The organism is Acinetobacter bouvetii (assembly GCF_902753875.1).
Lineage (GTDB): Bacteria > Pseudomonadota > Gammaproteobacteria > Pseudomonadales > Moraxellaceae > Acinetobacter > Acinetobacter bouvetii_A.
The window spans coordinates 123,917-148,313 of record NZ_CADDTS010000004.1; the positions used below are offsets into that span (position 1 = coordinate 123,917).

Sequence of the window (24,397 nt, forward strand, 5' to 3'; positions counted from 1 at the left end):
GTATGGAACAGTTTTCTACATTGTCTCTATTTGAACAATTACAGTTGCTTGATGAAAGGCCACGCATAGAAGCTAAGCGTGGCAGTGAAATCGGGGCTTCGGTTATGCAGACGATTTGTGCTTTTGCCAATGAACCTGGGTTGGGGGGAGGCTATCTGTTACTTGGCGTGGGCGAACCTGATGAATTCCATGAGGCTTTTTATATATGTGGTGTAAATAATTCGGATAAGCTATTAAATGATCTACAAGCTAATTGCCGTGATCAATTTGAGCAGCCTGTTTTTGTGCAAGGTGAAGTGGCTATTTTGGAAGGCCAAAAAGTCATTAAAATTTTTGTTCCTGAGCTTGAGCTGGCATCTAAACCTTGTATTTTTAAAGGGAAATTTGATGGTAAGAACAAGCGTAAAACAGGTGTATGGCGACGTGGATTGAATGGTGATTATGAATGTAGCCAGAATGAGCTTGAGCCTTTACTGTTAGCCAAAAGTGGCATGGGATATGAACAAGTACTGTTACCTGATGCAGAGTGGGATGATTTAGATCCTAATGTAATCGAACTTTATCGCCGGTTGAGAGCTAATGTACGCCCCTATGCGGAAGAGTTGCAGGTTTCAGATACAGAAATGTTGCGTGCTTTAAATCTGGTTAAAAAACGAGATAATGCATGGATACCAAATGTAGCTGGTCTACTGTTGATGGGGAAATCATTGTCATTACGTAGGTTATTACCTGCAGTGCGTGTTGATTATGTAAGGATTAACGGAACTCAATGGGTCGAAGATCCTGAGCAGCGATTTTCCACCACCTTGGATCTTCGTGAGCCCTTATTGCGGCTGATCCCTAAACTCGAAGCCGCTATTCTTGATGACTTACCTCATCATTTCCGATTGAAAGAGGGAAGTACACAGCGCAGTGATGAGCCGTTACTGCCACAGAAAGTCATTCGTGAAGCTGTAGTAAATGCCGTAATGCATCGGGACTATTTAGTTAATCAACCTATATTGGTTGTACGCTACAGTAACAGAATAGAAATCCGTAATGCTGGTTATTCCTTAAAACCTGAAATTATGCTTGGAGAAATGGGGTCTAAGCTGCGTAATCCAATTTTAGCTGCAGTACTTTATGATCTGAACTTTGCTGAAACCAAAGGTTCTGGGATAAGTACCATGCGTCGACTTTTGCAAAACTCGGGTCTTTCTGCTCCAGTATTCAATAGTCACATCATTAATAATCAGTTCCAGGCTATTTATCTTTTACATCAACTCTTAGGCGAAGAGCAATTGGCTTGGCTTAAACAATTTACTCATTTGGGTTTGAGTAATGATGAGGCAAAAGCACTCATTTTAGCCAAAGAAACTGGTGCTGTGGATAATGCAGGTTTTCGAGCTATTACAGGGTTGGATACCTTATCCGCCAGTCAAATACTGAGTCGATTGCATCACCAGTATCATTTGTTAATCAAAGGTGGTGCTGGGTCTGCAACATACTATCAGTTAGCTGTGATGGAAGATCCACCTCTATTCAATGTTAAATCAGCCAATACAGGTGACCTCTCAGCAAATACAAGTGACCTCTCAGCAAATACAAGTGACCTCTCAGCAAATACAAGTGACCTCTCAGCAAATACAAGTGGCCTCCCAGGTGAACTTATCGAAAAAATCTCACAATTAACATCTAAAGCACGCAAGGAAAGTTTATGGCCAGTCATTTTATGGTTATGTGCATTACAATCCTATAAAGCAGAACAATTAGCAAGATTACTAAACAGGCAAGTGACCGCTCTTAAAAGTAACCATTTAAATATATTGCGAGAACAGGAATCACTTCTTGGATATACATATCCAGAAGTGAAAAACCACCCTGAGCAAGCATACCAAACGACTGCTAAAGGCTTGGACTGGTTAAAACAACACGGAATTATGATAGATGACCATATATAATCCAAAATTCCAAGAAGAATACAGCGCTAAACTCCCAGCCTTAACACTACTCAGTAATTTGGGATGGTCATTCTTATCTCCATCACAGGCACTGATCGCCCGTGATGGTAAGCAAGATCAAGTGGTTTTACGGCAAATTCTGCGTGCTGAACTGACCAAGCGAAGCTTTAGTTTTGCAGGTCAGGATTATCCACTTTCAGAAAAATCCATTGATAACCTGATTGCTGAAATGTGTAGCCCTGCATTAAATGAAGGGCTGCTGACTGCGAATGAAAAAATCTATAACCATTTGCTTTACGGTATTGCGGTTACAGAGTTCGTAAATGGTAAAAAAGTTAGCCCAACCATTGCACTCATTGATTGGCAAAATATTGAAAATAATAGTTTTACGTTTACAGAAGAGTTTTGCGTAACTCGTTCGGGTGGTGTGGATAGCCGCCGACCCGATATTGCCTGTTTTGTAAATGGTATTCCTCTGGTGGTGATTGAAGCGAAACGTCCCGATGGGCGTGCAAATAAAGCACCAACCATTGATGAAGGGGTTTCTCAATCGTTGCGTAACCAACGCCATGATGAAATTCCTCACCTGTTTGCTTACAGCCAATTATTACTTTCCATAAACGGTAATGAAGGTCGTTACGGGACGTGTAATACTCCTGCAAAGTTTTGGGCAGCATGGCGTGAGGAAGACATTTCCGATGCTGAGATGTTTGCCCTTAAAAATAAACAGCTTAGCCTAGTACAACAACACAATTTATTTGATCATCGTCCTGCTGCTGATCTGCAATGGTATCAGCAGTTAATTGCAGGTGGTGAGCTTGCCGTGACAGGTCAGGATCAGCTTTTAATCAGCTTGTTGTCACCTAAGCGTTTGTTAGAAATGGTACGTCTGTTTATTTTGTTTGATAAAAAAGCGGGAAAAATTGCAGCACGTTATCAGCAAGTCTTTGGTATTAAAAGACTAATTGAACGTATTAATACTCAGCGCCCTGATGGTGGGCGTGAAGGTGGGGTGATCTGGCATACTACAGGCTCAGGCAAATCATTTACTATGGTGTTTTTGAGTAAAGCACTGATTTTGCATGAAACGCTCAAAAAATGCCGCATTGTGGTGGTGACGGACCGAGTAGACTTAGAAAGTCAGTTGAGTAAAACCTTTGCTTCTGGTGGTGAGCTGGCTGGTAAAAAAGATAAAGAAGCTGCAATGGCGACATCGGGAAAACGTCTGGCAGAACAAATTGGTAAAGGCAATGAACGCATAATTTTCTCGCTGATTCAAAAATTTAACTCAGCAACCAAACTTCCTGAATGTATCAATAAGAGCTCAGATATTATTGTCTTGATTGATGAGGGGCATCGTAGTCAAGGGGGGGAAAACCATATTCGCATGAAGCAGGCATTGCCAAATGCTGCATTCGTTGCCTTTACGGGTACGCCTTTGCTCAAGAATGAAAAAACGGTCAACAAATTTGGTCCAATTGTGCATGCCTATACCATGCAGCGAGCAGTCGAAGATCAAACCGTTACACCATTGCTGTATGAAGAACGTATTCCCGATTTGGATGTCAATGAGCGAGCGATTGACAGTTGGTTTGAACGCATTACAGAAGGTTTAACCGCTGAGCAGCGTGCTGACTTAAAACGTAAATTTTCTAAAAAAGGGCAAATTTACAGTGCGGATGATCGTATTCGCTTGATTGCCTTGGATATCGCCAATCATTTTGTAAAAAATATTGATGATGGTCTCAAAGGGCAATTGGCTTGTGATAGTAAAGCTTCAGCGATTAAGTATAAAAAATATTTGGATGAAGCAGGCTTATTTGAATCTGCGGTGGTGATGAGTCCACCAGATAGCCGTGAAGGTAATACGGCTGTGGATGAATCTACGACGCCAGAAGTCACGCAGTGGTGGAAAGACAATATCGGAACACAAGACGAGCAATCTTATACCAAGCAGATCATTGAACGCTTTGATAAAGATGATTCGCTGAAGATGCTGATTGTTGTCGATAAACTACTGACAGGCTTTGATGAACCCAAAAATGCCGTACTGTATATCGACAAACCATTAAAAGAACACAACCTGATTCAGGCGATTGCCCGAGTTAACCGTTTACATCCGAAAAAGAAATTTGGTCTGTTGATTGATTACCGTGGCATCTTGAAAGAACTGGATACTACCATTCAAAAATATCAGGACTTAGCTGCCCGTACTCAAGGCGGTTATGACATTAATGATATTGCAGGTCTGTATAGTCAAATGAGCACGGAATATAAGCGACTGCCTTTGCTCTATAAAAACTTGTGGGCTATTTTTGATGGTGTAAAGAATAAAAATGACATTGAGCAATTGCGTCAGGTTCTGGTGCCACGTATTGAGGAGCGTAACGGCGAATTGGTAGATGTGCATCTCAAAGTTCGTGACGACTTTTATGAAGCATTAACTGAATTTGCTAGCTGCTTAAAAGTGGCTTTACAATCTGCAACTTTTTTTGAAGATACAAGCTTTTCTGACCTTGATCGCCAGCACTATAAGGAAACCGTTAAGCAGCTTTCTAGCCTACGCCAATTGGTAAAACAGGATGCAGGTGAAACGGTAGATTATGGCCAGTATGCTGAACAAGTCAAAAAACTACTGGATAAACATGTTGTTGGGGTTGAGGTGAAAGAACCTGACGGTGTTTATGAAGTCGGTAAAATGGGAAAAATTCCGCAGCCTGAAGATTGGAGTGAGGAGAAAACCCGTAATGAAACTGACATTATTAAAACTCGTGTCACCAAGATGATTGAGCAGGGGTTACGTGATGACCCTTATGCTCAGGAAGCCTTTTCTAAACTGTTGCGCCAAGCGATTGAAGAAGCAGAAAAGCAATTTGAACATCCACTTAAGCAATATATGTTATTTCGTGAATTTGAAGAACAGGTACAAAAACGGCGTTTAGATGAGATTCCTGATGTTTTTGCAGCGAATCGTCATGCTCAAGCGTATTTTGGTGTCTTTAAAAAAACGCTACCTGAAGCATTTGTACTGACTAATCCACAGATACAAGATCAATGGGCACAATTAGCTTTTGAAGTCGATCAGTCAGTCACAAATTCAGTCGCAGAGAATTCAATTAATCCGCAAAATATTGAAGCTGATATTCGCAAGAAACTATTGCCTAGAATGTTCCAAGAGTGCAAAAGCGTAGGTGGTGGTATGGATCAGGCTAAGAAAATTGTGGAAATGATTGTACAGATCACACGGGTTGGTCTGAATGGAGGCTAAGGTGCAAATACATCACAAGATGCTCAGTTTCACTTATGGTGATGAAACCATTTCTTGTGAAAGGGCTGTACGGACAAATACCTCTGATAAAATTTTGATTAAAGTGCATCCAGATTGTCGTGTAGTGGTCTCAGCACCTGAACAAGCTGAGGATATTGAGGTGCTTAAAGCTGTGCAGAAACGTAGTCGGTGGATTTATCAGCAATTACGTGAATTTCGTCAGCAACTGGAATTTATCACACCTCGTCAGTATGTTAGCGGAGAAAGTCACTATTACCTCGGCAAACAGTATCAACTGAAAGTCTTGGAAGATCCGCAGCATCCTCAAGGTGTCAAGTTGTTACGTGGCAAACTGGAAGTGACTGTGCATCAGAAAAGTGCGAACAAAGTTCAGATTCTGCTGGAAGATTGGTACAAAACCAGAGCTAAGAATGTCTTCGCAAAGCGTTTGGATCATGTACTGGAACGCGCATTGTGGGTTGCTGAATGTCCAGCATTTCGTATTTTGACTATGCAGACACAATGGGGCAGTTGTTCTCCTAAAGGGCTGCTTACATTGAATCCTTACCTGGTTAAAGCACCAGTACAATGCATTGATTACGTGATTTTGCATGAGCTGTGCCATTTAGCTGAGCACAACCATAGCGAGCGTTTTTATCAGTTGATGACGCAGGTGCAGCCGGATTGGGAAAAGATCAAGAAACAATTGGATGGGATGGCGAATCGATTTTTAAATGGAATTAGCCCAAAAGCATTTGAGACAGCTTCAAAATGAGGCTGTCTTGTGTCTGGGAGCAGTCCAGTATGATTATTTATTAAGTTCTAAGCCTGTTTTTTCTTAGGAAAAGGGATAACCTTGTTCCGTAAACTGTCGATAAAGTCTGACCATTCCTGCATCATCTTGGTTCGATACTCAAGGTGCTGAGCATGATTGTATGCTTGAGACACGGCATTACCGACTCTATGTGCTAACTGAATTTCAATGGCATCATGCATATAGCCTTGTTCGTGTAGTGTGGTTGAAGCTAAACCACGGAATCCATGACCTGTCATTTTTCCATTATAACCCATCGTGCGGATCACGCATAAAAGCGCATTGCTGCTCATAGGCTTGGCCGTACTATGGTTATAAAAAACATATTGCTTGTTACCAGTGAGAGGCCGTAGTTCTTCCAATAATTCGATAGCCTGTTTAGATAAAGGAACGATATGAGGCTGGGCCATTTTCATTTTGTCAGCAGGAATTCGCCATAATTTAGTTTCAAAATCGATTTCATCCCATTCCATCATTCTGAGTTCAGCTGTACGTACAAAAGTTAAAGTCATAAGCTGAATCGCTGTTTTAATCATTGGATTCCCATGGTAGCGATCCATTCGTTCTAGAAAAGGCGGGAACTCGGAAATGTCCAAGCGAGCCATATGCTTCACTTTACGAGGTTTTAAAGCTTCTTGAAGGTGAGGTGTTGGATCATTTTCAATAATGCCTTTACGGATAGCAAAACGAAAAATTCGACCAGCTAAAGGAATTGAACGTTTCGCCATTTCCTGTGCACCACGTTCTTCAATTTTTTTTGCACAGGCAAGTACGTCTTTACCTTTAATCTGATCGATAGGCATTTCACCTAAAGCAGGGAATAGATCCTTTTCAAATACAGATAAATCACGTAAGTAAGTTGTTTCTTTAATAACGGCTTTACGATCTTCCATCCATTCCATGGCAAGAGATTTGAAAAGTAAATTTTCATCTGTTTGTTGCAGTCGCTCATTTTTTACAGCATTTGGATCAATGTTTTTGTAAAGCTGAATACGTGCTTCATCACGGGCACGGCGTGCTTGAGCAAGTGAAATTTCAGGATAGCTTCCAATTGTTAAAGTACTTTCCCGACCATTAAACCGATACTTTAAACGCCAGAATCGTCCACCTGCAGGTGTAACCTCTAAATATAGTCCTTTTTCATCTGAATATCGTTTTTTCTTATCAAGTGGTTTGATTTTTCTAACTTGAGCATCGGTAAGCATTTGAGCTGAATCCGTACAAATTGGGGGACGAAAATCATTATAACTAATTCATCCCCCAATTGTCCCCCTCATTATGGGGGATTACTTTGGATGAGGCAGGATTCCTTAAAACAAGAAAAAAGGCTTAAACCCTTTAGATTTAAGCCTTTGAGTATTCCGCTGGACATGATCGGAATGAATTTTGGCGGTGAAAGAGGAAGTCATAACAACGACATAAGATACTGAAATAATTAATAATAAATTTGGATAATTTTAAATATACCGACAAATATACCGACAAGTGGAAAAAGTTGTGATGTCGGTACACGTATCGTCAATTAGATTCCTTCTCTCTCAATTTGGGTGTTTTTGAATATGGAATTGAGTTTTTAGCTTAAAAAAATATAAAGAATAAGCATGTGAGTTGCTGCTCCATTTATTGGACCGGGTAGGGTCAGATTTTAAATCCAATCCTTAAATTGGTGACATACCCGACTATATCGGTGATGCTGCACTGAGTGACTTTAAGTAACTCAGTCACAGGGTATCTTTAAGCTACTCACTAACCAACTTTGAGTTGGTCAGTTGAATTTCAGATTTTAAATCTACATTTCAAATGCCGAATTAACTTGGTCAGATTTAGAGTCTGAGCAAGATAGACAATAGGCTTGATCCAGTATTACCAGGATAACTTTACGGTATCCTTTGGGGTGAACATGCTCCCTGGTGAAATCAATCTCCCGAAGTTTCGGGGTATCTCCAAAATTAATTGGAGATTGAACAGGCTATCTTTGAGCTAGTCAGTTGGTCGCGTTTGAGATGTGAGCAAGTTTGCTCATATCCTCCAATGGGGGAAAAGTTCCTTTCATCTTTCATCACTGGTGAAAGTTACTCCTAAATTTTAAGGAACTACCCCTATCCAGATTTGGATCCATCTCCCAAATTTTTGGGATACCGTTGCTCACATCTGAGCATGAGGGCCGGTGACTGTACGAAAGTTTCGTAGTTAATCACTACTACGGAAAACTTCAGGTTAGCGAACGCAATTTTGCACTGGCTGCCACTAGGGAAAACTAGAGTTTAGACAACGCAATTTTGCGCCGTCATGATGTTGAACCTTATAAAACCTAATATTCAAAGATGCCCAGGGTGTTGAAGCTCAAACGCTTTGAACCTCACAAAACCTCACTTTCATTACGGCATGTTTTTCTGCTGCACTGTTAAGAATTGATAAGGTTTGAACCTGATAAAACCTGAGATTTAAAATACTGCACCTGTTAGTAAATGTTAGTCAGAACCTATCAAAACCTATGGTTGCAGACTGCGTAAATCCTAAGTAATCCTAAGGTTGAACCTGAAATCATTACGGCACCATTACGGCATATTTTGCGGTGCTGCCTGTTAACAAATGTTATGGTTTGAACCTGACAAAACCTGACATTGATAACTTGATAAAACTTGAAATCAGGACGGTTAGATTACGGTCCGTACTACTACAAAATACTACTTTCCGTTTACTGCTCGGACTTATCAAAACTTAACATTGCAAACGGCGTAAATCCTGAGTTCACAACCTCACAAAACCTCACATTTAAAAACCTAAAAATTGCAGTAATTATCTATTGATTAATATATCGTATATACGATATATTGAATGAATAATCTACTAAGGGGTACACAATGACAAATCAAAGTCAATTAAGTGAAGAAACAAAAGCATGGCTTGCTGCATGGGCAGATAATGTACGTTATTGCCATTATTTCGCAGTATCTTTAGATGATGATAAGCATCTCATGGGAACCTGGAATGCCCCTTTTTACTCGTTTGAAGAAGCACAACAGTTTGCTAAAACCATGCAGTCAAAAAAACCTGATAGTGAGCTAGTGTGTATTGAGGGGATTACACATATTGACGGGGCCATGAAAAACACCCCTAACAAGTTTTGGGCTACATGGCAGAAAAAACATAAACAGCGCATTGCAGCATTGACGGCTATGGAGGCTTAATCATGTCTAACCTAAATCCCCAAAAACCATATAACCCAAGCCTATGCAATGTTGAGGAATTTTATATCCCCCATGCAGATGCCAATTATTTAAATGCTCAGGATGTAATCCATTCTTTGGTAACTCAGGCTAAAACATTAGCAACTATTGGGGTGTGCCAATATGAGCAAGAGGATAAACAAACTGTGTGCAACATGAACAATGAACACATGCAAAACCTTCTTTGGGATATTCAAACTAAACTAGACATGATTAACAAAATTCTGCCTACGGCTTTTGACTACAAAGGGCCAGTGCATGAACAAGCCTAACGACACGCCCAAAACTCGCTATGAGAAAAAGCGCAAGCAAAAGCTAGTCAGCTTCAACACTGAGAATCCACACGATGCCGATCTATTGACTCATGCCAATAATCTCGATGATTTTAGCGGATGGGTTAAAGAAAAATTGAATGAAGATATGACACAAAAGAAAGGCTCACAATAGTGAGCTTTTTTAATGCCTGTACTTATACAAAAAAACGTTCACGTTTTGATGTGGTAACAAAAAAAGGTATATACAGGTTTTGATGTGGTAACAGTAAAATTTTGATGTAGTAACATAGTCCACGTATAAAAAATGATCAAAAGTACGGACATTCAGCACATACCCATAATTTTATGATTCATCTCTAAAACCTATAATAAAACCACCCCATAAAAACCTCTTAATTCTCCATCATTTTGACCAGAAAACACCCCCTAAAAATACAGCCATTTTGCATGTAATAGCTTACATAAATTATTGAAAAATATAATTAAATATATTGATATGCATGGTAAAATAGTAGCCAGTTATTAAGAAATTAATAGCCGAAAATGAGCACCTTTAAAGAGCAAATTATTGAATGTTTTTAGTAGTCAAAAGGTGAAATAAATACGATTAGGAGATTGATATGGTAGCAGCAGCAATGGTCGGAGCAGCAGCAGTAGCAAGCGCCGCCAGTAGTGCATACGGTAGTAAACAGGCATCAAAAGCAGCAAAAACACAAGCAGCATCAGCAGATCGAGCAAGTCAAATTCAATGGGACATGTACGATCAGACTCGTCAGGATTTAGATCCATATAAACAGGCTGGCACAACATCACTTTCTCAAATGATGGATCAGATGGGTGCCAATGGTTATTTCAACCAGACGTACACTGGACAGGATATTTATGGCGACCCGAGTTATCAATTCCGTCTACAACAAGGTCAAGATGCAATTCAGTCAAGTGCGGCAGCGAAAGGCGGACTATTGAGCGGTGCCACACTAAAAGCCCTGCAAGACTTCGGCCAGCAATCAGCAAGTCAGGAATATGGGAATGCATACAACCGGTTTAATGCAGACCAAACCAACCGCTACAACCGATTATCAAACATTATTGGTATGGGTCAAAACGCTGCGGCACAGGTTGGTAACGCTGGAATGCAAACAGGTCAAGCGGTGGCGAATAATACGATGGCGGCGGCTAACTCGATTGCAGCCGGGCAGGTCGCAAGTGCGAATCAATGGACTAATACAGCAGATAATATGGGAAGCATGGCAGCAGCTTACGCAATGATGAAAGGAAAAGGCGTAGTTTAAGCTAGGTGTGTAATGTTTAAATAGGGTGATGGTGTGGAATTTGTATAAGACTTTAAAGCCGCATCCATAGCCCTACATAATAAGAGATTAAGTGTATGGCTACAAAAACCCTGCAACAAATAGCAAATGCGAAAGCAGCAGGCTATAAAGATTTTGAAATCTGGAATGAATTAAGGAAAACTCCAGATTTTAATGAAAGCACAAAACGAGCAAGAGCCGCCGGATATACGCAAGAGCAAATTGCACAAGACCTTGGCTTAAAAGTTAAATTTGTTGATTCAAAACCTAAAAGAAATTACCAGCCTTTCGACAACACCAAAGAAGCACGCCAAAAACGTGAACAGGAAGCACTCAAGAAGCAAGGTCCAACCCAGCCATGGGAATCTGTTTTGCTCAGTCTTGCTGATAAGGGTGCGCCAGCATTACAAGGGTTCTCATATGTAGGGGATAAAATTAGCAAGGGAATCAATAAAGTTGCTGGAACCAATCTACGTACCGATTCTTATGAAGGTGTCACTAGAGGGCTGAAAACAGCAAATAAAAACCATGAAACTGTACGCAAAGCTAACAATCAAGGCCCTGATTATTGGCGGATCGGAACAGATATAGCAACAACCATTCCATTATCTATGGCGAGTGGTGGTGTTGGCGTGCTTAAATCTGGAACCCCACTTATGTCAAAAGCAGGTGCGGCATTTCTTGGCGAAAATGCTGCGCTTGGTGGATTGATTGGCGCAACTGGCGTACATGAGAATAATGCAGAACGTCTCAAGAGTATGAGAAATGGCGCTATTGGGGGTGCGGTTGGTGCTGGTGTTGCTAAGAAGGTCGGGGATGGTGTAACTAAGGCGGTCAATATTAAACAAGGTCGCATGGTGCCAGGCGCTCAGGAAGTTGATGATCTAGGGAAGCAATTTGGTGTTAAGACCACCGTGGGGGATATTGGTAAAAATCCATTGGTGCAGAAATCTGAAGTTGCTATGGAATCAATCCCCATGGTTGGTACGTCCAAGTTCAGACAGGCCCAACAGGCACAGGTGAAGGATGCAGCCACAAAGGTCCTTGATGGCCTTAAAACCAAGTTGGACGATATCGACTACAAGGCTATCCCGAATATTCAAGCAGCGGCCAATACGGGCGATAGAAACGCTATCCGCATTCTCGGTATGGTGAATGATGCTGGTGATGACACTGGTAAGGTTCTACAAGCTGCAGCAGAGATTAAAAATTGGCGTGGTCAGCGTGTTGCATCGCAAATGTATGATCGAGTACAGAACTTGGCTGGTGACGGCGCTATAGCTCCAAATAAGACCGTTCAGGTGATTGATGACATCATTGCTAATGATTCCAAGGTTATCCCCAACAAGGAGCTGCAAGGGGAGTTGCTCGGTATTCGTAAAAGTCTTGCTGACGCTAATATCAAAAAAGACTTCAAAGAGATGCGCGCCGTACAATCTCGACTTGGGAAATTAACTGATGAGTGGGGACGCCAAGGGAAAAGCACATCCGCATTCACTCAGATCAAAACCGCTATTGATGATGACCTTTTGGATTTTGCTCAAGGATCTGGAAACACCAGACTACTAGGGGAGCTGAAGAAAGCTAATGCACTGTATAAGCAACTTCAGAAAGGAAAGGATAAAGCATTTGCTAATGCCTTGCGCGGCACTGAGCCGGATCAGATTTTCAATCAGTTCATGAAGGCCGGAAAGGGTGACAAGGCTGCGAACTTCTACAAAAACCTAGACCCAAAAGGACAGGCCGCATTGCGCTATCAGATGGCTGAAAATGCCTTTGATAAAGCATGGGACTCAAACAGGGATGTATTCAGCCCTGCCAAGTTTGCTCAAGAATTTGAGCGACTGGGAGCGCCGTATAACAATATCTTCACTGGTGGCGATAAAGCTCAGATGGATGGCTTTGTTAAGCTCATGCGCCATGTTGAGCGAGCTGGCCAGTATGCTGAAAACCCACCAACAGGAAACAGACTGGTCGGTATTGCTTTTGGATTGGGTGCTGGTGTGAATCCTACCCTTGCTGCTCAGGGTGCTGGAGTTTCTGCTATTGCTAAGGCGCTGTTTACCACTGAAGCAGGAAAGCGGATATTACTTGCTGCCAAGGATGTTCCACCGAACTCCCCACAGATGGCCAATCTACTGATTCAGGCTCAAAAACTTGGGGCTGTTGGTGGCGCTACCGTTGGAGCCAAAACAGCAAAAGATTAGTATTTGTGTTATATATTCCCTTGCTTAGGCAGGGGAATAATATGAACAATTTAAAATTAAACATCAAATTAAGCAAAGCCGACATTGTGCAAAGCGCACACCTTGAACCAGCCAAATACCGCGATAAAGAAGGTCTGGAGTACATTCCCCCAAAGAGAGGATTTCAGCTAAGCATCAAGGGGAGTGTTAAAGACTTACTGACAGACAAAGATCTGATTATTTTTGATGATAAAGACGCTACCACAAGTATTCACCAGGGGAATACGGCGGATAGCATTGCTGTAAGCATTAACGTATTTGATAAAAACGATAATAATTTACTCGCAAATCCATTTGTGAGTATTCATGACAGAACCCTATACATCGGTGACCTTAATTTTAGTTTTGAGCAGTTTGAATTTATTAAAAGCATGGTCGATGATCAGTTTACGACTCTTATCATTGAGCTGGTGAAGCATGTCACTGATGATGAGATTCTTGAGAGTCGGGAGAGAAATAAGGGCCACGTCATAAGCATTGACTATGATTTAGATAATCTGGATTACTCAACTGAGCGAAAAGAAGTAGGTGGGGAAGATCTGAAGGTGCTTCTTATTAAGCATGACCTGGATAGCGTAAAGGTTGGCTGTTTTTATATTTCATCCTCAAAACCCAAGTATGTGAAGAAAGGGGAATGGATTGACGATGTATGGTCCTTAGAAGACAGACTTGATCGAGAACAGTCAAATAACGAAGTTACGCTTCTTGATGAAATCGATAAAGAGAGAAATAATTTCCCAAAACACATATTTAACGAATTGAAAAAGATTAACTCATTGAACTATGTGCTGATCATTTTACTGGTCATATTAATCTTTAAGGTATAAGCCACCAATCAAAGCTCAAAATTGAGCCTTCATTGTCTAATTAGACTGTGCCGATCTAATCGAATCTAAGACATTAAAAAGCCCCAGCTAAGGGGGCTATTCATTTAAAGTAATTGCAGCGTTTCAGCTTTGATTTCCGTTATCTCGCGCTCTATCCCTTTACCGTCTTTCCACTTCCTAGTTTTTAGACTGCCTTCGATAAATACCTTTCCACCTTTCTTGAGGTACTTACTCGCAATCTCGGCTAAACGGTTGTTGGTGGTGATTCTGTGCCATTCTGTGGCCTCTTTGCGTTCGCCTGTGGTCTTGTCCTTCCAGAAGTCGGTAGTAGCCACGCTGAACGTGGTAACGCTGCCACCGTTGGGAAATTGTTTTGTTTCAGGGTCACGGCCCAATACGCCCATCACTGTGACTCTGTTTAAGTTCGCCATTCTATTTTCCTTTTATTCTTAAATCGTTTGTTCGTCAGCAATAAATGAACTGTCTACGTTTGCTCAGCAAGTCATTGAATGCGGTACCTGCATCCCTATCCGGTGAGTATTTTTGCTGTTCTTGCTCTGGTGTGATTAATTCGGTTCTAGAGTCGTCCAGATATTTAAGGCATTTCTCTTCTATTAAAAACTTTTCAATGAGTTCTAACTCTGGATTGCTGAGCTGTAGAGCTTCCTTAACTGTGAAACGCCAATACAAGGTAGATACTGGGTGAGCTGATCTGCCGATATTGCTGGCACCTTTGTTTACCTGGTTAAGACAGTACAGGTACCCATCAAACGCACGAACAAAAAACGGCGTTAAATCTCTGTCTGTATAACTGAAGTATTCAACCAGTGATGCTTTGTTCACCCTCAAATCATCTAAAAATTCATCTGGTGGCATTTTTTGGCTGGCCCATCGTATGCCATTGGGTGGATCAGGATATAAAACGCATTGAAATGATTTAGCTGCCATGATGAGCTCAAGTGCCCTTTTAATACTCATGCCAGACTCCTAAATAAATCCAGTTGGTCTGCCACCATTGCTTTATTTAAATTTGCCATTATTCAGACCTATTAATTTATATTTTCCTAGATTTCTTGCGATTTTGCGATTTTTCCTTGTAAGCCTTGTCCTGTATAGCTTTCCGCATCGCATTACCCTTGCGATTCGTATGCGGCACGTGCGATTTTTACCGGTTCATGTCGCATACATCGCATTGGAATCGCACCCCCTTTGCGACATGGAAAACCTTGCTACATAATGGTTTCAGCCATAAATCGCAAAATCGCAACTATTTCAGCAATGCTGGATTTAATTCAATGTAAGTGGAGCGGTTAATTGTCACCAGTCGCACATAATTGAACTCGATCAGCTCATTTAGACAAGGGTCAAATTCCTTTGATTTTCTTATCTGAAGTGGTGCTCCTTTCATTGCTACCGTTTTTTGCAGTCGGTCGGTTTTTTCCTTTTTACATTTAGTTAAAAGGTACTTAATCAATTTTTCAGAATCACTTTCATCAGCAACCTCAATATCCGAATACCGGAACCACTCAGACAATGAATGTCTAATAACAGCACAAGCTGCCTGCATGATTTCAGAATCAATCTCAGACTTGTTTTCAAAGTAAGCCAGGACAGTTCCTAAACGTCTGGCAAGCTCATTTGCACGACTAGCAAAAGGCTGCATAAATTCAAACTGTTTTCCACTACCTTGTAGAATCTCGCACTCATTGTAAAACTCAAGGTCCAGTAACTCAGCTTCATTTGATAGCTGCATCACTGGAAAGTATGGAACCTCCCCGGAATCATTCAAGAGGACAGGTAGCTCGTCTTTTAAAATATCTCTACAGCGATTCCAAAATTTAGTTAATCGAGGGTCGTTGTGTGAGTTTTTCAGCTTTTGTCTAAACTCAACCGTATGAGTCCTTTGTCCAGCAATGCTCTCTGGAGCGGTTAAAATGAATCGAGGTAAAAAGCCCTGTCCCCTTAATGTCGGATCGTTTAAAGCTCCAGCCAATACAGCACGTTGCCCAAGTAAGTTGAAGGTCAAGCGGACATCATAAGCCGTTCCATTATCATCAGATGACGCGCGGTTTCTCTGACAATAACCATCATCAAATAACTTGGTAAATGCACCTAACGCACTTTTGGCCGTGTCGCCTTTCATTGTGTGACCATCAAAGAACTGTCCGGCCTCATCACTACTTAACGAAGCATTTTTAACTACTCCTTTAATATAAAATTTGGTTAATGTTTCGATGGTAATGTCTGAAAAAATACTGGTCGGATCGGTAGGTTTTGGATTATCTAAAGCCCATTGAGCGAACTCTTTTGATTCAATTGTCTTTGATCTGGCATTCCAATCCCCCAGCACCTTTTTATACTCGTCATTCTGCTGACGTTCATGCTCCCGGATCGGCAGCTCAACCAACTTTTGACAAGATGACTTACGCCCGCCGCTACCACCTTCAGTTAAAAAGAATAGAGAGCAGGGCATTCCTTCTCTATTGGTTTCTCTGGGTGCATTCACCTTACCTTGTGCTAAAAATGAAATACTGGCTAAAACGCATTGAGCTGCCATTGCTAAGGGAGCTTGGGCATATTCAGCAGCAGCAAGGATTGCATTTCTAACGATTTCCGGCAGCTCATCAATTGGATAAGGTTTTGATTGAATCAGGGTGTCATTTCTTAAACTGATTGGGGTCTGCCAAGTATCCAGCTTTTCAACTTTCCGATCCGCTGGCATCTCCTCAACTTGAGGCTGTACAAATGAGTCAGATTCAATTGATTTTATGATTTGCTGCTTTTTTTCGGTAAAAAAATGCTTAATCTGATTTGTTGAAAGTGTCTTAAAACTCTCATTTACCTGAACAAATAAATCCTGATTATGTTTGGATGAATTAAAGCCCACCATCATTCTAAATATTGATTCAGGCATACCGTTGTTTATAATCTGATATGCTGCATCAATATCTTTATGAAGCACAATGGCCTCTCCAGCCTTAGCAAGTTTCACAAATAAATCTATATTGTCTGTACCTAGAACATACGGCGTATATTTATTATTTGTGTTGCTTGCAAACACTCCAGCAACGCCAATAGAAAAAGATACTTTTTTAGAATCAATTTCTTTACATGGTGTCTGGCTAGTATCGTACTTTTTAGCCGTTCCTCTGATTCCATACCCGATGACTTCAGTCAATTCATCAGGATTAACCAGGGGTAGTGCTTCGCATTCTTCGCAGTTATAGTCAGGCAATTCAGAATAAATATAGCTCTCAGGCTTAACTTTAAAATTCTGCTCATCAATACAGCCTTTTGCAAAATCTTCAATCGAATGATATTCGGTTGTGTTGCCTGTCACCGGATCGGTGCTGACCACTAAAGCGATTGCAGTTTTATCACAAGGGAGTTTTGCATTCATGCTGCACCCCGTAGATTCATAACCGCATCAACTGCCACTTCTAATGATTCAAGATGGACTTGAGCATTTGCTAAATGGTTTTGAGCTGTTTTAGTTTGAATAGATTTAGGCATGGGGTGCCTCCTTACGTTTTTGAGTTTTGAGATTTTCACCAGTAAATAAACTGGTGAGGGGATTCACTCTCGGAACGTAAGTACCGCCCGACATATTCGCCACGAATGACTTATTTTGTCGTGTCATCCCCTCATAGAGGGAGTTCAGCCTTGTTTGCATGGCTGTAATGCTTGCGCTTGATTCTTGTACAGCTTGAGAGGCTAAACAAAAATTAGGCACAATAAAACCACAATGACGCTGTGGGGTGACGCTTACGTTTTTTGAGAGGTCTTTAGAATAAGCGGAACGTCCATAGCTTGCAACAAGAAAAACAGCTATTGCCCAGGCTAAAAACAGTTTTAATATGTTTAGGGATAGGTCTTTCATACTTCAAGTCCCCCCCAATAAAGGCAATTTCAACTGAATCTTATCCATTAATTCTTGAATCTTTCTTCTCAGCTCGGGCTTAACTTTTTTCCCCAAGTATTGGAGGTCACGACCAGCGTTACTCGCTCCATCTTCAGCATACATATACTGCAAAGTGAATTGGTTTAACTGATAATGAAGTGATTTTTCTTCATGGCTTAATTGCTGGGCCATTTCTTCATAAGCATTGATATACATCTCAACATATTGGTCATTTACACGACCTGAAGTGCGAGAAATAAGGAAGGTAAAGCCCTGTTGAGTGATTTCATACATTGGGCGTTTTTCACCTTTAGCATCCACGTATTCAACCAGCTCAAAGTTGCGCTCGTTAAATTCTTTAGAGCATTTGAAGCCACGAATAGTACGAAGTACATTTTTATGATGTAAGCCAAAATCTTTAGAAAACTTTAGACTGGAGATAGTGAGTTTTTTATTCATGCTGCCACCTCTTTAAGTTCATAACGAGCATGGCTGCCTTTACCCTTAATGTTAGGTTCGCTGTGCGTCACGATGTCATACCCAGCGTCGCGTAAACGTTTAATCACGGCACTCAGGCGGTAACATTCAAAATGATTGATAGCCTCGGCTTGGCTAAGAGTTCTGCCACTTTTGAGGTGTGCTAAAACCCGATTTTGATGGTTTTCACTCATGCTCAAGCCTCCAATCCTTTTGAAGCCATCCATGCTTCAACATCTTCAATACGCCAAGCGGTGATACGCTCAGTTAACTTGATAGGGGCGGGGAACTCGCCAGCACGTACCTTGTCCCAGATTGTTGTTTCACCCATCGGAAGAAGGCCTTGACGCTCAGGACGCGCTTTGATGATTCGGGTTGTGCCATCTTTGGCGGTGTACTTGCGCTCCTTGCGTGGTGCAGTAGTCGCAAGGTGAGACATTCGGTAAAACCCTTTCGGAGTATTGGTCTGTTGTTTATTAGACATAAAAAAACCTCTAACTGTGTGTCGTAGTGCAACGGCGTTAGAGGTAGTATCTTGTTGTTTTATATGTGAATAAATTTATGTGCTAGCAGTTTTGTAATGCTGCTAGCAAAATTCAAAGTTATAACTTGTCATATTTGGAAATGTAAGTGCGGATAAAATCATAATCAACGCCATCAACCATGTCATTGTAAGTTATATATTTAGCAAAATCAGAATATTTCCCTCTGCCTTTTGAAGTCCAATTATCTTTATCCCATATTTCTCGTAACTTCTCTTTAGCGGGCTCTAGTCGTTTTGCTTCAATTTCAGCTTTGACCTTTCCGCCTTTACTTTGACCTTGTCTCGCTTCATGTGTAGCTTTCTGTGTAGCTTCCTTTTTAGCTTTTTCTACTGCTTTGTCTATAAAGTGCTTAACTGTTTTATCGGTGAGATGCGTTGTAGAAATTTCTTCTAGATCTGCTAAATAATCGATTACATCAACAAGATGGTTATGAGTATCTGGACCAAAAATTAATGTATGGAGTGAATTTTTGCCCTTAGCTTCAGCTTCTTCTTGGCAGCAGTACTTATAAGCAGCATCTAAAGTGTTTAGAGCGTAGAAGTGAAACAAAAAAGCCGAAGAGTAACCCTCTGGTGAACAAGACTTAAAATTATTAATAAGGGCTTTGATATGGCTATCATCGTGAGGCACATGCTCTAGTTTTAAAACCTCTTCAAAGCCCTGCCTAGTTGTTTCACTATCTTTAGCTTGTCTGGTAGAAAGGGTGCACACTCTATCAAATATTTTTCTGAAGAAATCGTAATGTTTTCCCTCTAAGGTTAGGACTTCGCCTATCAATACGGCAGGAACATTGAATAACTTACTCATGTTTTGTGCCTCCCACAGCACTCCCAAAAAGCAGCTAGGTAAACAAGTTGGGTGCTTGCTTGTCGGATGCCTCCTATACCTGGCTATTCAATAATACTGAAAATTATGCGGTTTTAGTGTTCTGTTGGAATTGAATCAAATTTTCACCATCATCATTTGGCTTAAACCTTGATACATCCCCGCCTTGACGAAGTGTGTCTAAATAATCAGCCCATAGCTGCATCATTTCGCGTCGACGGCGCAAAAACTTGGTTCGGTTATAAGCTGTACCATTCGGGTCTCTAACCTTGTGAGCAAGCTGATGCTCTACAATATCGGTTCTGTATTCGATTTCCTCATCCAGCAGGGTTCGCGCCGTTGCACGGAATCCATGAGCTGTATGTTTCCCTTTAAAACCTAATCGTTTTAATACCTGGGTGAGGGTATCTGTACTCATACACTCAGATGAGGTTTTGACACTTGGAAAGACGTATTTTGAAGTGGTCCGCATGTCCTCAAGCTCTTTGAGAATGTCGTAAGCCTGAATTGATAACGGCACGATATGGTCTTGATTGGTTTTACTTGCTGCAAAGGATAGGCATCTATTTTCGAAATCGACTGATTCCCATAGTAAGGTTCTGATTTCTCCCGGGCGCTGATAAATATACGCTGATAGCTTTATTGCTAACTCAGTTCGGATCCGTGTACGTGGAAAGTCTTTGGTTAAGCGCCACGTTTTACGGAGTAGATCGGCTAACTCTCTCTCATCTGTCACAGCATTGTGATTGCCCTTGATTGGTTGAGGTAGGCTAATGTCTGGAGCAGGGTTGTAGGTGATGATTCGGCGCTTTAATGGAAGTTTAAGCACCATATTTATAATTGACTTCACACGTCTAGCCGATTCAAGCGCACCACGTTCTACAAGTGCATCGGTCACATCACGCTCCAGTTGCTCAGTAGTCAGTTGTGCTACTGGTAACTTGCCAATAAAGGGGAGTATATCTTTATCAAGTTTGCGTATCGTTTCACTGTCCACCTTTCCTTCACGTCTGCGCAGCTCTAACCATTCGGTAGCAAATTTACTAAAAGTATTCTCTAAGGTTTCAAGCTGCTCGCGTTTTTTATTATTTCGTTGCTCGGCTGGGTCGATACCATCCGCCAGCATCTTTTTAAATTCTTCTCTCTTTGCTCGTGCCTGTTCAAGGCTAATAGTGGGATAAGTGCCAATTGCAAGGGTGTTATATTTTTGCGTCACTGGTCGGCGGTAATCCATGCGCCAATACTTCGCTTCGGTATCATCAATCAATAAATACAGACCACCGCCGTCAGGGTGTCTTTGCTTCTTTGCACCATTCACATCAAAGCTAAGGTTCTTAACTCCTTTAGCAGTCAGCTTATTTGACTGTTTTGCCATTCTGATTTCTCCTGGTTGTCGGTACAAAATCAGCACTTCTTTGGATTGGTGGTCAAAATTTAGCTGATTTGAACTTATACCGACAAATATACCGACAAAGTTGTCGGTATACTACAGTTATCCATCGTGGTGTATCGGGCATAAAAAAAGGCTCAATCCCTTTGGAATCAAGCCTTTTGCACTACGGTAAACTACCGTAAAAGTCGAATTTGGCGGTGAAAGAGGGATTCGAACCCTCGATACGCTATAAACGTATACACACTTTCCAGGCGTGCTCCTTCAGCCACTCGGACACTTCACCGTTGCGCCGCGATAATAACGAAAAAAAACTGCTCTGCCAAGTTGAAACAATTGATTTAGAGCAAAAGTTTTTGCTCAGTGATATGATTGCGAAAAAATAGTGTCGAAAATGAAGACGAAATATGCAAAGTACTGCACAAAAAGCCGCCTTGCCTGTGATTACCCTTGCAGCGCTTGGGGTGGTATTTGGAGACATTGGCACCAGTCCACTCTATGCCCTCCGGCAATGTTTCCTCACCGCACATTTAGCTATTACTGAGGCATCAGTTCTTGGAATATTGTCGCTGATTTTTTGGTGCCTTACGCTGACTATCAGCTATAAGTATGTCACCATCATTATGCGTGCAGACAACAATGGTGAAGGCGGGATCATGTCTTTATTGGCATTAAACCTGCGAACCACACGAATTGCCGACAACAAGAAAATTTATCTGATTGCTTTGGGGTTTATCGGCGCATCCTTGTTCTTTGGTGATGGCATTATTACGCCAGCAATTTCGGTACTGTCGGCGATAGAAGGCCTCAGTATTGCAACCCCCATGTTTAATCAATGGCTCATGCCTTTGGCGATTGGCATTTTAACTGGTCTATTTATGGTACAGCGTCATGGTACAGCAACCATGGGGAAATTCTTTGGTCCTTTGACCATGGCGTGGTTTTTAGCTATTGGCGCAGTCGGGCTATGGAGTATTATTCAAACGCCATTTGTCTTGACCATGATTAGTCCGCATTGGGCCTTTAATTTTATCGTGCATCAACCCTATGTGGCATTTTTAACTATGGGTGCAGTTATTTTGACCATGACGGGTGGCGAAGCTTTATATGCTGATATGGGGCATTTTGGCCGTTTACCGATTCGTCTGGCCTGGTTCTTTATTGTTTTGCCTTGTCTGCTCTTAAACTATGCAGGACAAGGTGCATTGTTACTGCGTGATCCGGATGCAATTGCGAACCCATTCTACCTGCTGGTTCCAGGTTGGGCTTTGTATCCAATGATTGGTCTTGCGACTACAGCTGCCGTGATTGCATCACAAGCCGTGATTACCGGTGTGTATTCTATGGCTAATCAGGCTATTCAGCTGCGTTATTTACCTCGACTGACTGTACATCACACTTCAGATGTTGAACAAGGCCAGATCTATTTGCCGTTCATTAACTGGGTGCTGTTTATTTCAGTGGTTATTCTGATTCTATTGTTTGAAAACAGTGCCAACCTTGCCAGTGCTTATGGCGTGGCGGTGACCATGACCATGCTCTGCGGCACGATTCTGATTTCATTCCTGGCCTATGGCTTTTGGCGTTGGCCAGTGTGGAAGGTACTTTTATTTGCCGTACCTTTCCTGTTAATTGATATGGTTTTTGTTGCATCTACCTCATTAAAAATCTTAGCCGGCGGTTGGGTGCCAATTTTAATTGGTGCAGCGGTATATACTATTCTGATGACCTGGAAAACAGGACGGGAAATTGTGTTGGCACGTATGGAAAAAGATGCACTGCCTATTGACCTGTTTATTAAAAGTATTGGCATGAGTGCTGAAACCCATTTTGTACCGGGTGCTGCTGTCTTCCTGACGGGTACACCAAATATTGTACCGCATGCCATGTTGCATAATATTAAGCACAATAAGGTGCTGCATGAACTGAACATTATGGTGACTGTTATCACCCGTGATATTCCTTATGTAGCACCAGAGCAACGTCTGCATGTTGAAAAGCTGGATGATCGTTTTTACCGGATTTCAATGTATTACGGTTTTAAAGATCAGCCCAATATTCCTGAAGCGCTTGAACAGGCATACAAGCAAATGGATTTGGAATTCGACATGATGCAAATGAGCTTCTTTATTTCTCGTGATCGACTCATTCATACGGTCGGTGAGGGTTTGTCACCATGGCGTGAAAAATTATTTATTTCCATGCAGCGCAATACCAGTCCGGTAAGTGATTTTTATCAGATTCCTCCTAACCGCGTGGTTGAATTAGGTAGTCAGATCGAAATCTAAGCCTGATTTTCTGCAGACAATAAAAAACCAAGGTGGAAAAACCTTGGTTTTTTATTTGGAGGATGAAAGCCTGAAAAAGAGAGTGATTAGTTCTCTGTGCTGTCTGTAACCGGAGCTTCAGGAGATGCATTCACTGGTGCATCGCTTACTTCAGCTGATGGCGCTGCTTGTACAGCATCACCTAGTTGAGTTGTTTCCGGGGTTGCTGCAAAGGCTTCTTGGGGTACAGTGGCTTCAGCATTATTCACAGGAGCTGCAGCAAGCGCTTGATTGGTTACATCTTTAGTTGGCTGACTGGCTGGAGCAGTTGCCATTTCTTGATCAGCTACTTGTTCAGCCTGTTGTGCAGCTTGTTCAGCATTGGGCTGCATTGGATCTGCACTTTCAGGTGCTGCCTGAGCAGTTTGTTCAACTGCTGAAGAATTTAGCTGTTCTGGAGCAGGTTTTGTAGCCTGTTGTGCTGTGGTATTCAGCTCTGCTGTTTGCGGTGCAGTCGCATCAGCAGCAGTTTGCCCTACTGCTTCAGGTGCGGCCTGGGCGGGTTCTGCCGTTTGTGCGGCAGTATTCGTATCTGTGACTTGTGCTTCAGTTTGTGGTGCAGTGGCATTTGCAGCTGAGTTGGTTTGAAGTTCTGATTCAGATCCGGCTTGAGCTGTTGCTACCGCTGCTTGTCCTGCATCTACAATACGAATTTGACCACTTGCGACTAACTCTTCAATCGAACCTGCTTGACCATTCACAGTGGTGGTCACTTTGGCATGAGATAAACTTTCTAAAGTATCGCCAGGTTGGATGGCTGGTTCTGCGAATGCAGTTGCGCTCATGAGTCCTGTCACCAGGCTTAAACCTAAAAGCTTAGAATGCATAAAATACTCCGTAGAAATAATTATTCCGATTTTTTGCGTATTTTTACCTTGTCATAGTCATGATCGGTTTTTCAATCAAACATACGCAAAGCCATTAAGAGTCTTTATAAAAGCTTTAGAAAATTAGACAGACTGTTACAACAACTGTGCTTTTGTTAATCAAATTTAGCCTAAATGTTAAGCAAATAAATTTTG

Annotated in this window: 21 protein-coding genes and 1 tRNA gene; 10 read left to right on the forward strand and 12 right to left on the reverse strand. The window is 41.7% G+C overall.

Features of this window, described 5'->3' with window-relative positions:
* The first annotated feature begins 2 nt into the window (after window positions 1-2).
* The 3 genes from FB6_RS00865 to FB6_RS00875 are packed head-to-tail and all read left to right on the forward strand — an operon-like array spanning window position 3 to window position 5,983.
* Window positions 3-1,940, forward strand: a complete 1,938-nt coding sequence (locus FB6_RS00865) for an ATP-binding protein (RefSeq protein WP_174558190.1) — start codon at window positions 3-5, stop codon at window positions 1,938-1,940.
* Entirely contained in the window at window positions 1,927-5,208 is a 3,282-nt protein-coding gene (locus FB6_RS00870) for a type I restriction endonuclease subunit R (RefSeq protein ID WP_174558191.1), read from the forward strand. The genes FB6_RS00865 and FB6_RS00870 overlap by 14 nt, the downstream gene beginning before the upstream one ends.
* A gap of 1 nt (window position 5,209) precedes the next feature.
* The gene (locus FB6_RS00875) at window positions 5,210-5,983 is read left to right on the forward strand and encodes a M48 family metallopeptidase (RefSeq protein ID WP_438819949.1); all 774 of its coding nucleotides are present in this window, start codon (window positions 5,210-5,212) and stop codon (window positions 5,981-5,983) included.
* Window positions 5,984-6,030: 47 nt separating this feature from the next.
* Here FB6_RS00875 and FB6_RS00880 read toward each other — a convergent pair whose 3' ends face one another.
* On the reverse strand, window positions 6,031-7,227 hold the full coding sequence (locus FB6_RS00880) for a tyrosine-type recombinase/integrase (RefSeq protein WP_174558193.1): 1,197 nt from the start codon (window positions 7,225-7,227) through the stop codon (window positions 6,031-6,033).
* 1,659 nt (window positions 7,228-8,886) lie between these two features.
* Between FB6_RS00880 and FB6_RS00885 the strand changes: the two genes are divergently transcribed.
* From FB6_RS00885 to FB6_RS00910, 6 genes are all read left to right on the forward strand, one after another.
* Window positions 8,887-9,213 carry a hypothetical protein gene (locus FB6_RS00885; protein ID WP_174558194.1) on the forward strand — a complete coding sequence of 109 codons (327 nt, stop codon included), beginning with the start codon at window positions 8,887-8,889 and terminating at the stop codon, window positions 9,211-9,213.
* Between the two features lie 2 nt (window positions 9,214-9,215).
* On the forward strand, window positions 9,216-9,524 hold the full coding sequence (locus FB6_RS00890) for a hypothetical protein (protein ID WP_174558195.1): 309 nt from the start codon (window positions 9,216-9,218) through the stop codon (window positions 9,522-9,524).
* Window positions 9,511-9,699, forward strand: a complete 189-nt coding sequence (locus FB6_RS00895; protein WP_174558196.1) for a hypothetical protein — start codon at window positions 9,511-9,513, stop codon at window positions 9,697-9,699. The genes FB6_RS00890 and FB6_RS00895 overlap by 14 nt, the downstream gene beginning before the upstream one ends.
* 448 nt (window positions 9,700-10,147) lie before the next feature.
* On the forward strand, window positions 10,148-10,819 hold the full coding sequence (locus FB6_RS00900) for a DNA transfer protein p32 (protein ID WP_217427314.1): 672 nt from the start codon (window positions 10,148-10,150) through the stop codon (window positions 10,817-10,819).
* A gap of 95 nt (window positions 10,820-10,914) precedes the next feature.
* Entirely contained in the window at window positions 10,915-13,044 is a 2,130-nt protein-coding gene (locus FB6_RS00905; RefSeq protein WP_174558197.1) for a hypothetical protein, read from the forward strand.
* A 41-nt stretch (window positions 13,045-13,085) separates the two neighbouring features.
* A complete protein-coding gene (locus FB6_RS00910; RefSeq protein ID WP_174558198.1) occupies window positions 13,086-13,910 on the forward strand; it encodes a hypothetical protein in 825 nt (274 codons plus the stop codon).
* A 104-nt stretch (window positions 13,911-14,014) separates the two neighbouring features.
* Here the strand turns inward: FB6_RS00910 and ssb are convergent, their stop codons facing one another.
* The 10 genes from ssb to FB6_RS00960 form a co-directional block, all read right to left on the reverse strand.
* The gene (gene ssb, locus FB6_RS00915) at window positions 14,015-14,341 is read right to left on the reverse strand and encodes a single-stranded DNA-binding protein (RefSeq protein WP_174558199.1); all 327 of its coding nucleotides are present in this window, start codon (window positions 14,339-14,341) and stop codon (window positions 14,015-14,017) included.
* A gap of 34 nt (window positions 14,342-14,375) precedes the next feature.
* The gene (locus FB6_RS00920; RefSeq protein ID WP_174558200.1) at window positions 14,376-14,888 is read right to left on the reverse strand and encodes a hypothetical protein; all 513 of its coding nucleotides are present in this window, start codon (window positions 14,886-14,888) and stop codon (window positions 14,376-14,378) included.
* Window positions 14,889-15,177: 289 nt separating this feature from the next.
* The gene (locus FB6_RS00925) at window positions 15,178-17,310 is read right to left on the reverse strand and encodes a DUF3987 domain-containing protein (RefSeq protein ID WP_174558201.1); all 2,133 of its coding nucleotides are present in this window, start codon (window positions 17,308-17,310) and stop codon (window positions 15,178-15,180) included.
* A 105-nt stretch (window positions 17,311-17,415) separates the two neighbouring features.
* Window positions 17,416-17,790 carry a hypothetical protein gene (locus tag FB6_RS00930; RefSeq protein WP_174558202.1) on the reverse strand — a complete coding sequence of 125 codons (375 nt, stop codon included), beginning with the start codon at window positions 17,788-17,790 and terminating at the stop codon, window positions 17,416-17,418.
* 3 nt (window positions 17,791-17,793) lie between these two features.
* Window positions 17,794-18,270, reverse strand: coding sequence for a Rha family transcriptional regulator (locus tag FB6_RS00935; protein ID WP_174558203.1), 477 nt, complete (start codon window positions 18,268-18,270; stop codon window positions 17,794-17,796).
* Window positions 18,267-18,482, reverse strand: a complete 216-nt coding sequence (locus FB6_RS00940; RefSeq protein ID WP_174558204.1) for a helix-turn-helix domain-containing protein — start codon at window positions 18,480-18,482, stop codon at window positions 18,267-18,269. Before FB6_RS00940 ends, FB6_RS00935 begins: the two co-directional genes overlap by 4 nt.
* Before the next feature lie 2 nt (window positions 18,483-18,484).
* Window positions 18,485-18,772, reverse strand: coding sequence for a helix-turn-helix transcriptional regulator (locus FB6_RS00945; RefSeq protein WP_174558205.1), 288 nt, complete (start codon window positions 18,770-18,772; stop codon window positions 18,485-18,487).
* A gap of 118 nt (window positions 18,773-18,890) precedes the next feature.
* Window positions 18,891-19,640 carry a hypothetical protein gene (locus FB6_RS00950; protein ID WP_174558206.1) on the reverse strand — a complete coding sequence of 250 codons (750 nt, stop codon included), beginning with the start codon at window positions 19,638-19,640 and terminating at the stop codon, window positions 18,891-18,893.
* 103 nt (window positions 19,641-19,743) lie between these two features.
* Window positions 19,744-21,033, reverse strand: coding sequence for a tyrosine-type recombinase/integrase (locus FB6_RS00955; RefSeq protein ID WP_174558207.1), 1,290 nt, complete (start codon window positions 21,031-21,033; stop codon window positions 19,744-19,746).
* Between the two features lie 210 nt (window positions 21,034-21,243).
* A tRNA-Ser gene (locus FB6_RS00960) sits at window positions 21,244-21,334 on the reverse strand.
* A 121-nt stretch (window positions 21,335-21,455) separates the two neighbouring features.
* Here FB6_RS00960 and FB6_RS00965 point away from each other — a divergent pair.
* Window positions 21,456-23,336 (forward strand): potassium transporter Kup, encoded by a 1,881-nt coding sequence (locus FB6_RS00965; RefSeq protein WP_174558208.1) that lies wholly within the window; start codon window positions 21,456-21,458, stop codon window positions 23,334-23,336.
* 86 nt (window positions 23,337-23,422) lie between these two features.
* Here FB6_RS00965 and FB6_RS00970 read toward each other — a convergent pair whose 3' ends face one another.
* Entirely contained in the window at window positions 23,423-24,202 is a 780-nt protein-coding gene (locus FB6_RS00970; RefSeq protein ID WP_174558209.1) for a hypothetical protein, read from the reverse strand.
* Window positions 24,203-24,397: the final 195 nt, after the last annotated feature.

Excerpts from the sequence above, each read along its gene's own strand:
- FB6_RS00865 (WP_174558190.1), top strand. The coding sequence starts at position 3 with ATGGAACAGTTTTCTACATTGTCTCTATTTGAACAATTACAGTTGCTT.
- FB6_RS00870 (WP_174558191.1), top strand. The coding sequence starts at position 1,927 with ATGACCATATATAATCCAAAATTCCAAGAAGAATACAGCGCTAAACTC.
- FB6_RS00880 (WP_174558193.1), bottom strand. The coding sequence starts at position 7,227 with ATGCTTACCGATGCTCAAGTTAGAAAAATCAAACCACTTGATAAGAAA.
- FB6_RS00885 (WP_174558194.1), top strand. The coding sequence starts at position 8,887 with ATGACAAATCAAAGTCAATTAAGTGAAGAAACAAAAGCATGGCTTGCT.
- FB6_RS00890 (WP_174558195.1), top strand. The coding sequence starts at position 9,216 with ATGTCTAACCTAAATCCCCAAAAACCATATAACCCAAGCCTATGCAAT.
- FB6_RS00895 (WP_174558196.1), top strand. The coding sequence starts at position 9,511 with ATGAACAAGCCTAACGACACGCCCAAAACTCGCTATGAGAAAAAGCGC.
- FB6_RS00900 (WP_217427314.1), top strand. The coding sequence starts at position 10,148 with ATGGTAGCAGCAGCAATGGTCGGAGCAGCAGCAGTAGCAAGCGCCGCC.
- FB6_RS00905 (WP_174558197.1), top strand. The coding sequence starts at position 10,915 with ATGGCTACAAAAACCCTGCAACAAATAGCAAATGCGAAAGCAGCAGGC.
- FB6_RS00910 (WP_174558198.1), top strand. The coding sequence starts at position 13,086 with ATGAACAATTTAAAATTAAACATCAAATTAAGCAAAGCCGACATTGTG.
- ssb (WP_174558199.1), bottom strand. The coding sequence starts at position 14,341 with ATGGCGAACTTAAACAGAGTCACAGTGATGGGCGTATTGGGCCGTGAC.
- FB6_RS00920 (WP_174558200.1), bottom strand. The coding sequence starts at position 14,888 with ATGAGTATTAAAAGGGCACTTGAGCTCATCATGGCAGCTAAATCATTT.
- FB6_RS00925 (WP_174558201.1), bottom strand. The coding sequence starts at position 17,310 with ATGAATGCAAAACTCCCTTGTGATAAAACTGCAATCGCTTTAGTGGTC.
- FB6_RS00930 (WP_174558202.1), bottom strand. The coding sequence starts at position 17,790 with ATGAAAGACCTATCCCTAAACATATTAAAACTGTTTTTAGCCTGGGCA.
- FB6_RS00935 (WP_174558203.1), bottom strand. The coding sequence starts at position 18,270 with ATGAATAAAAAACTCACTATCTCCAGTCTAAAGTTTTCTAAAGATTTT.
- FB6_RS00940 (WP_174558204.1), bottom strand. The coding sequence starts at position 18,482 with ATGAGTGAAAACCATCAAAATCGGGTTTTAGCACACCTCAAAAGTGGC.
- FB6_RS00945 (WP_174558205.1), bottom strand. The coding sequence starts at position 18,772 with ATGTCTAATAAACAACAGACCAATACTCCGAAAGGGTTTTACCGAATG.
- FB6_RS00950 (WP_174558206.1), bottom strand. The coding sequence starts at position 19,640 with ATGAGTAAGTTATTCAATGTTCCTGCCGTATTGATAGGCGAAGTCCTA.
- FB6_RS00955 (WP_174558207.1), bottom strand. The coding sequence starts at position 21,033 with ATGGCAAAACAGTCAAATAAGCTGACTGCTAAAGGAGTTAAGAACCTT.
- FB6_RS00965 (WP_174558208.1), top strand. The coding sequence starts at position 21,456 with ATGCAAAGTACTGCACAAAAAGCCGCCTTGCCTGTGATTACCCTTGCA.
- FB6_RS00970 (WP_174558209.1), bottom strand. The coding sequence starts at position 24,202 with ATGCATTCTAAGCTTTTAGGTTTAAGCCTGGTGACAGGACTCATGAGC.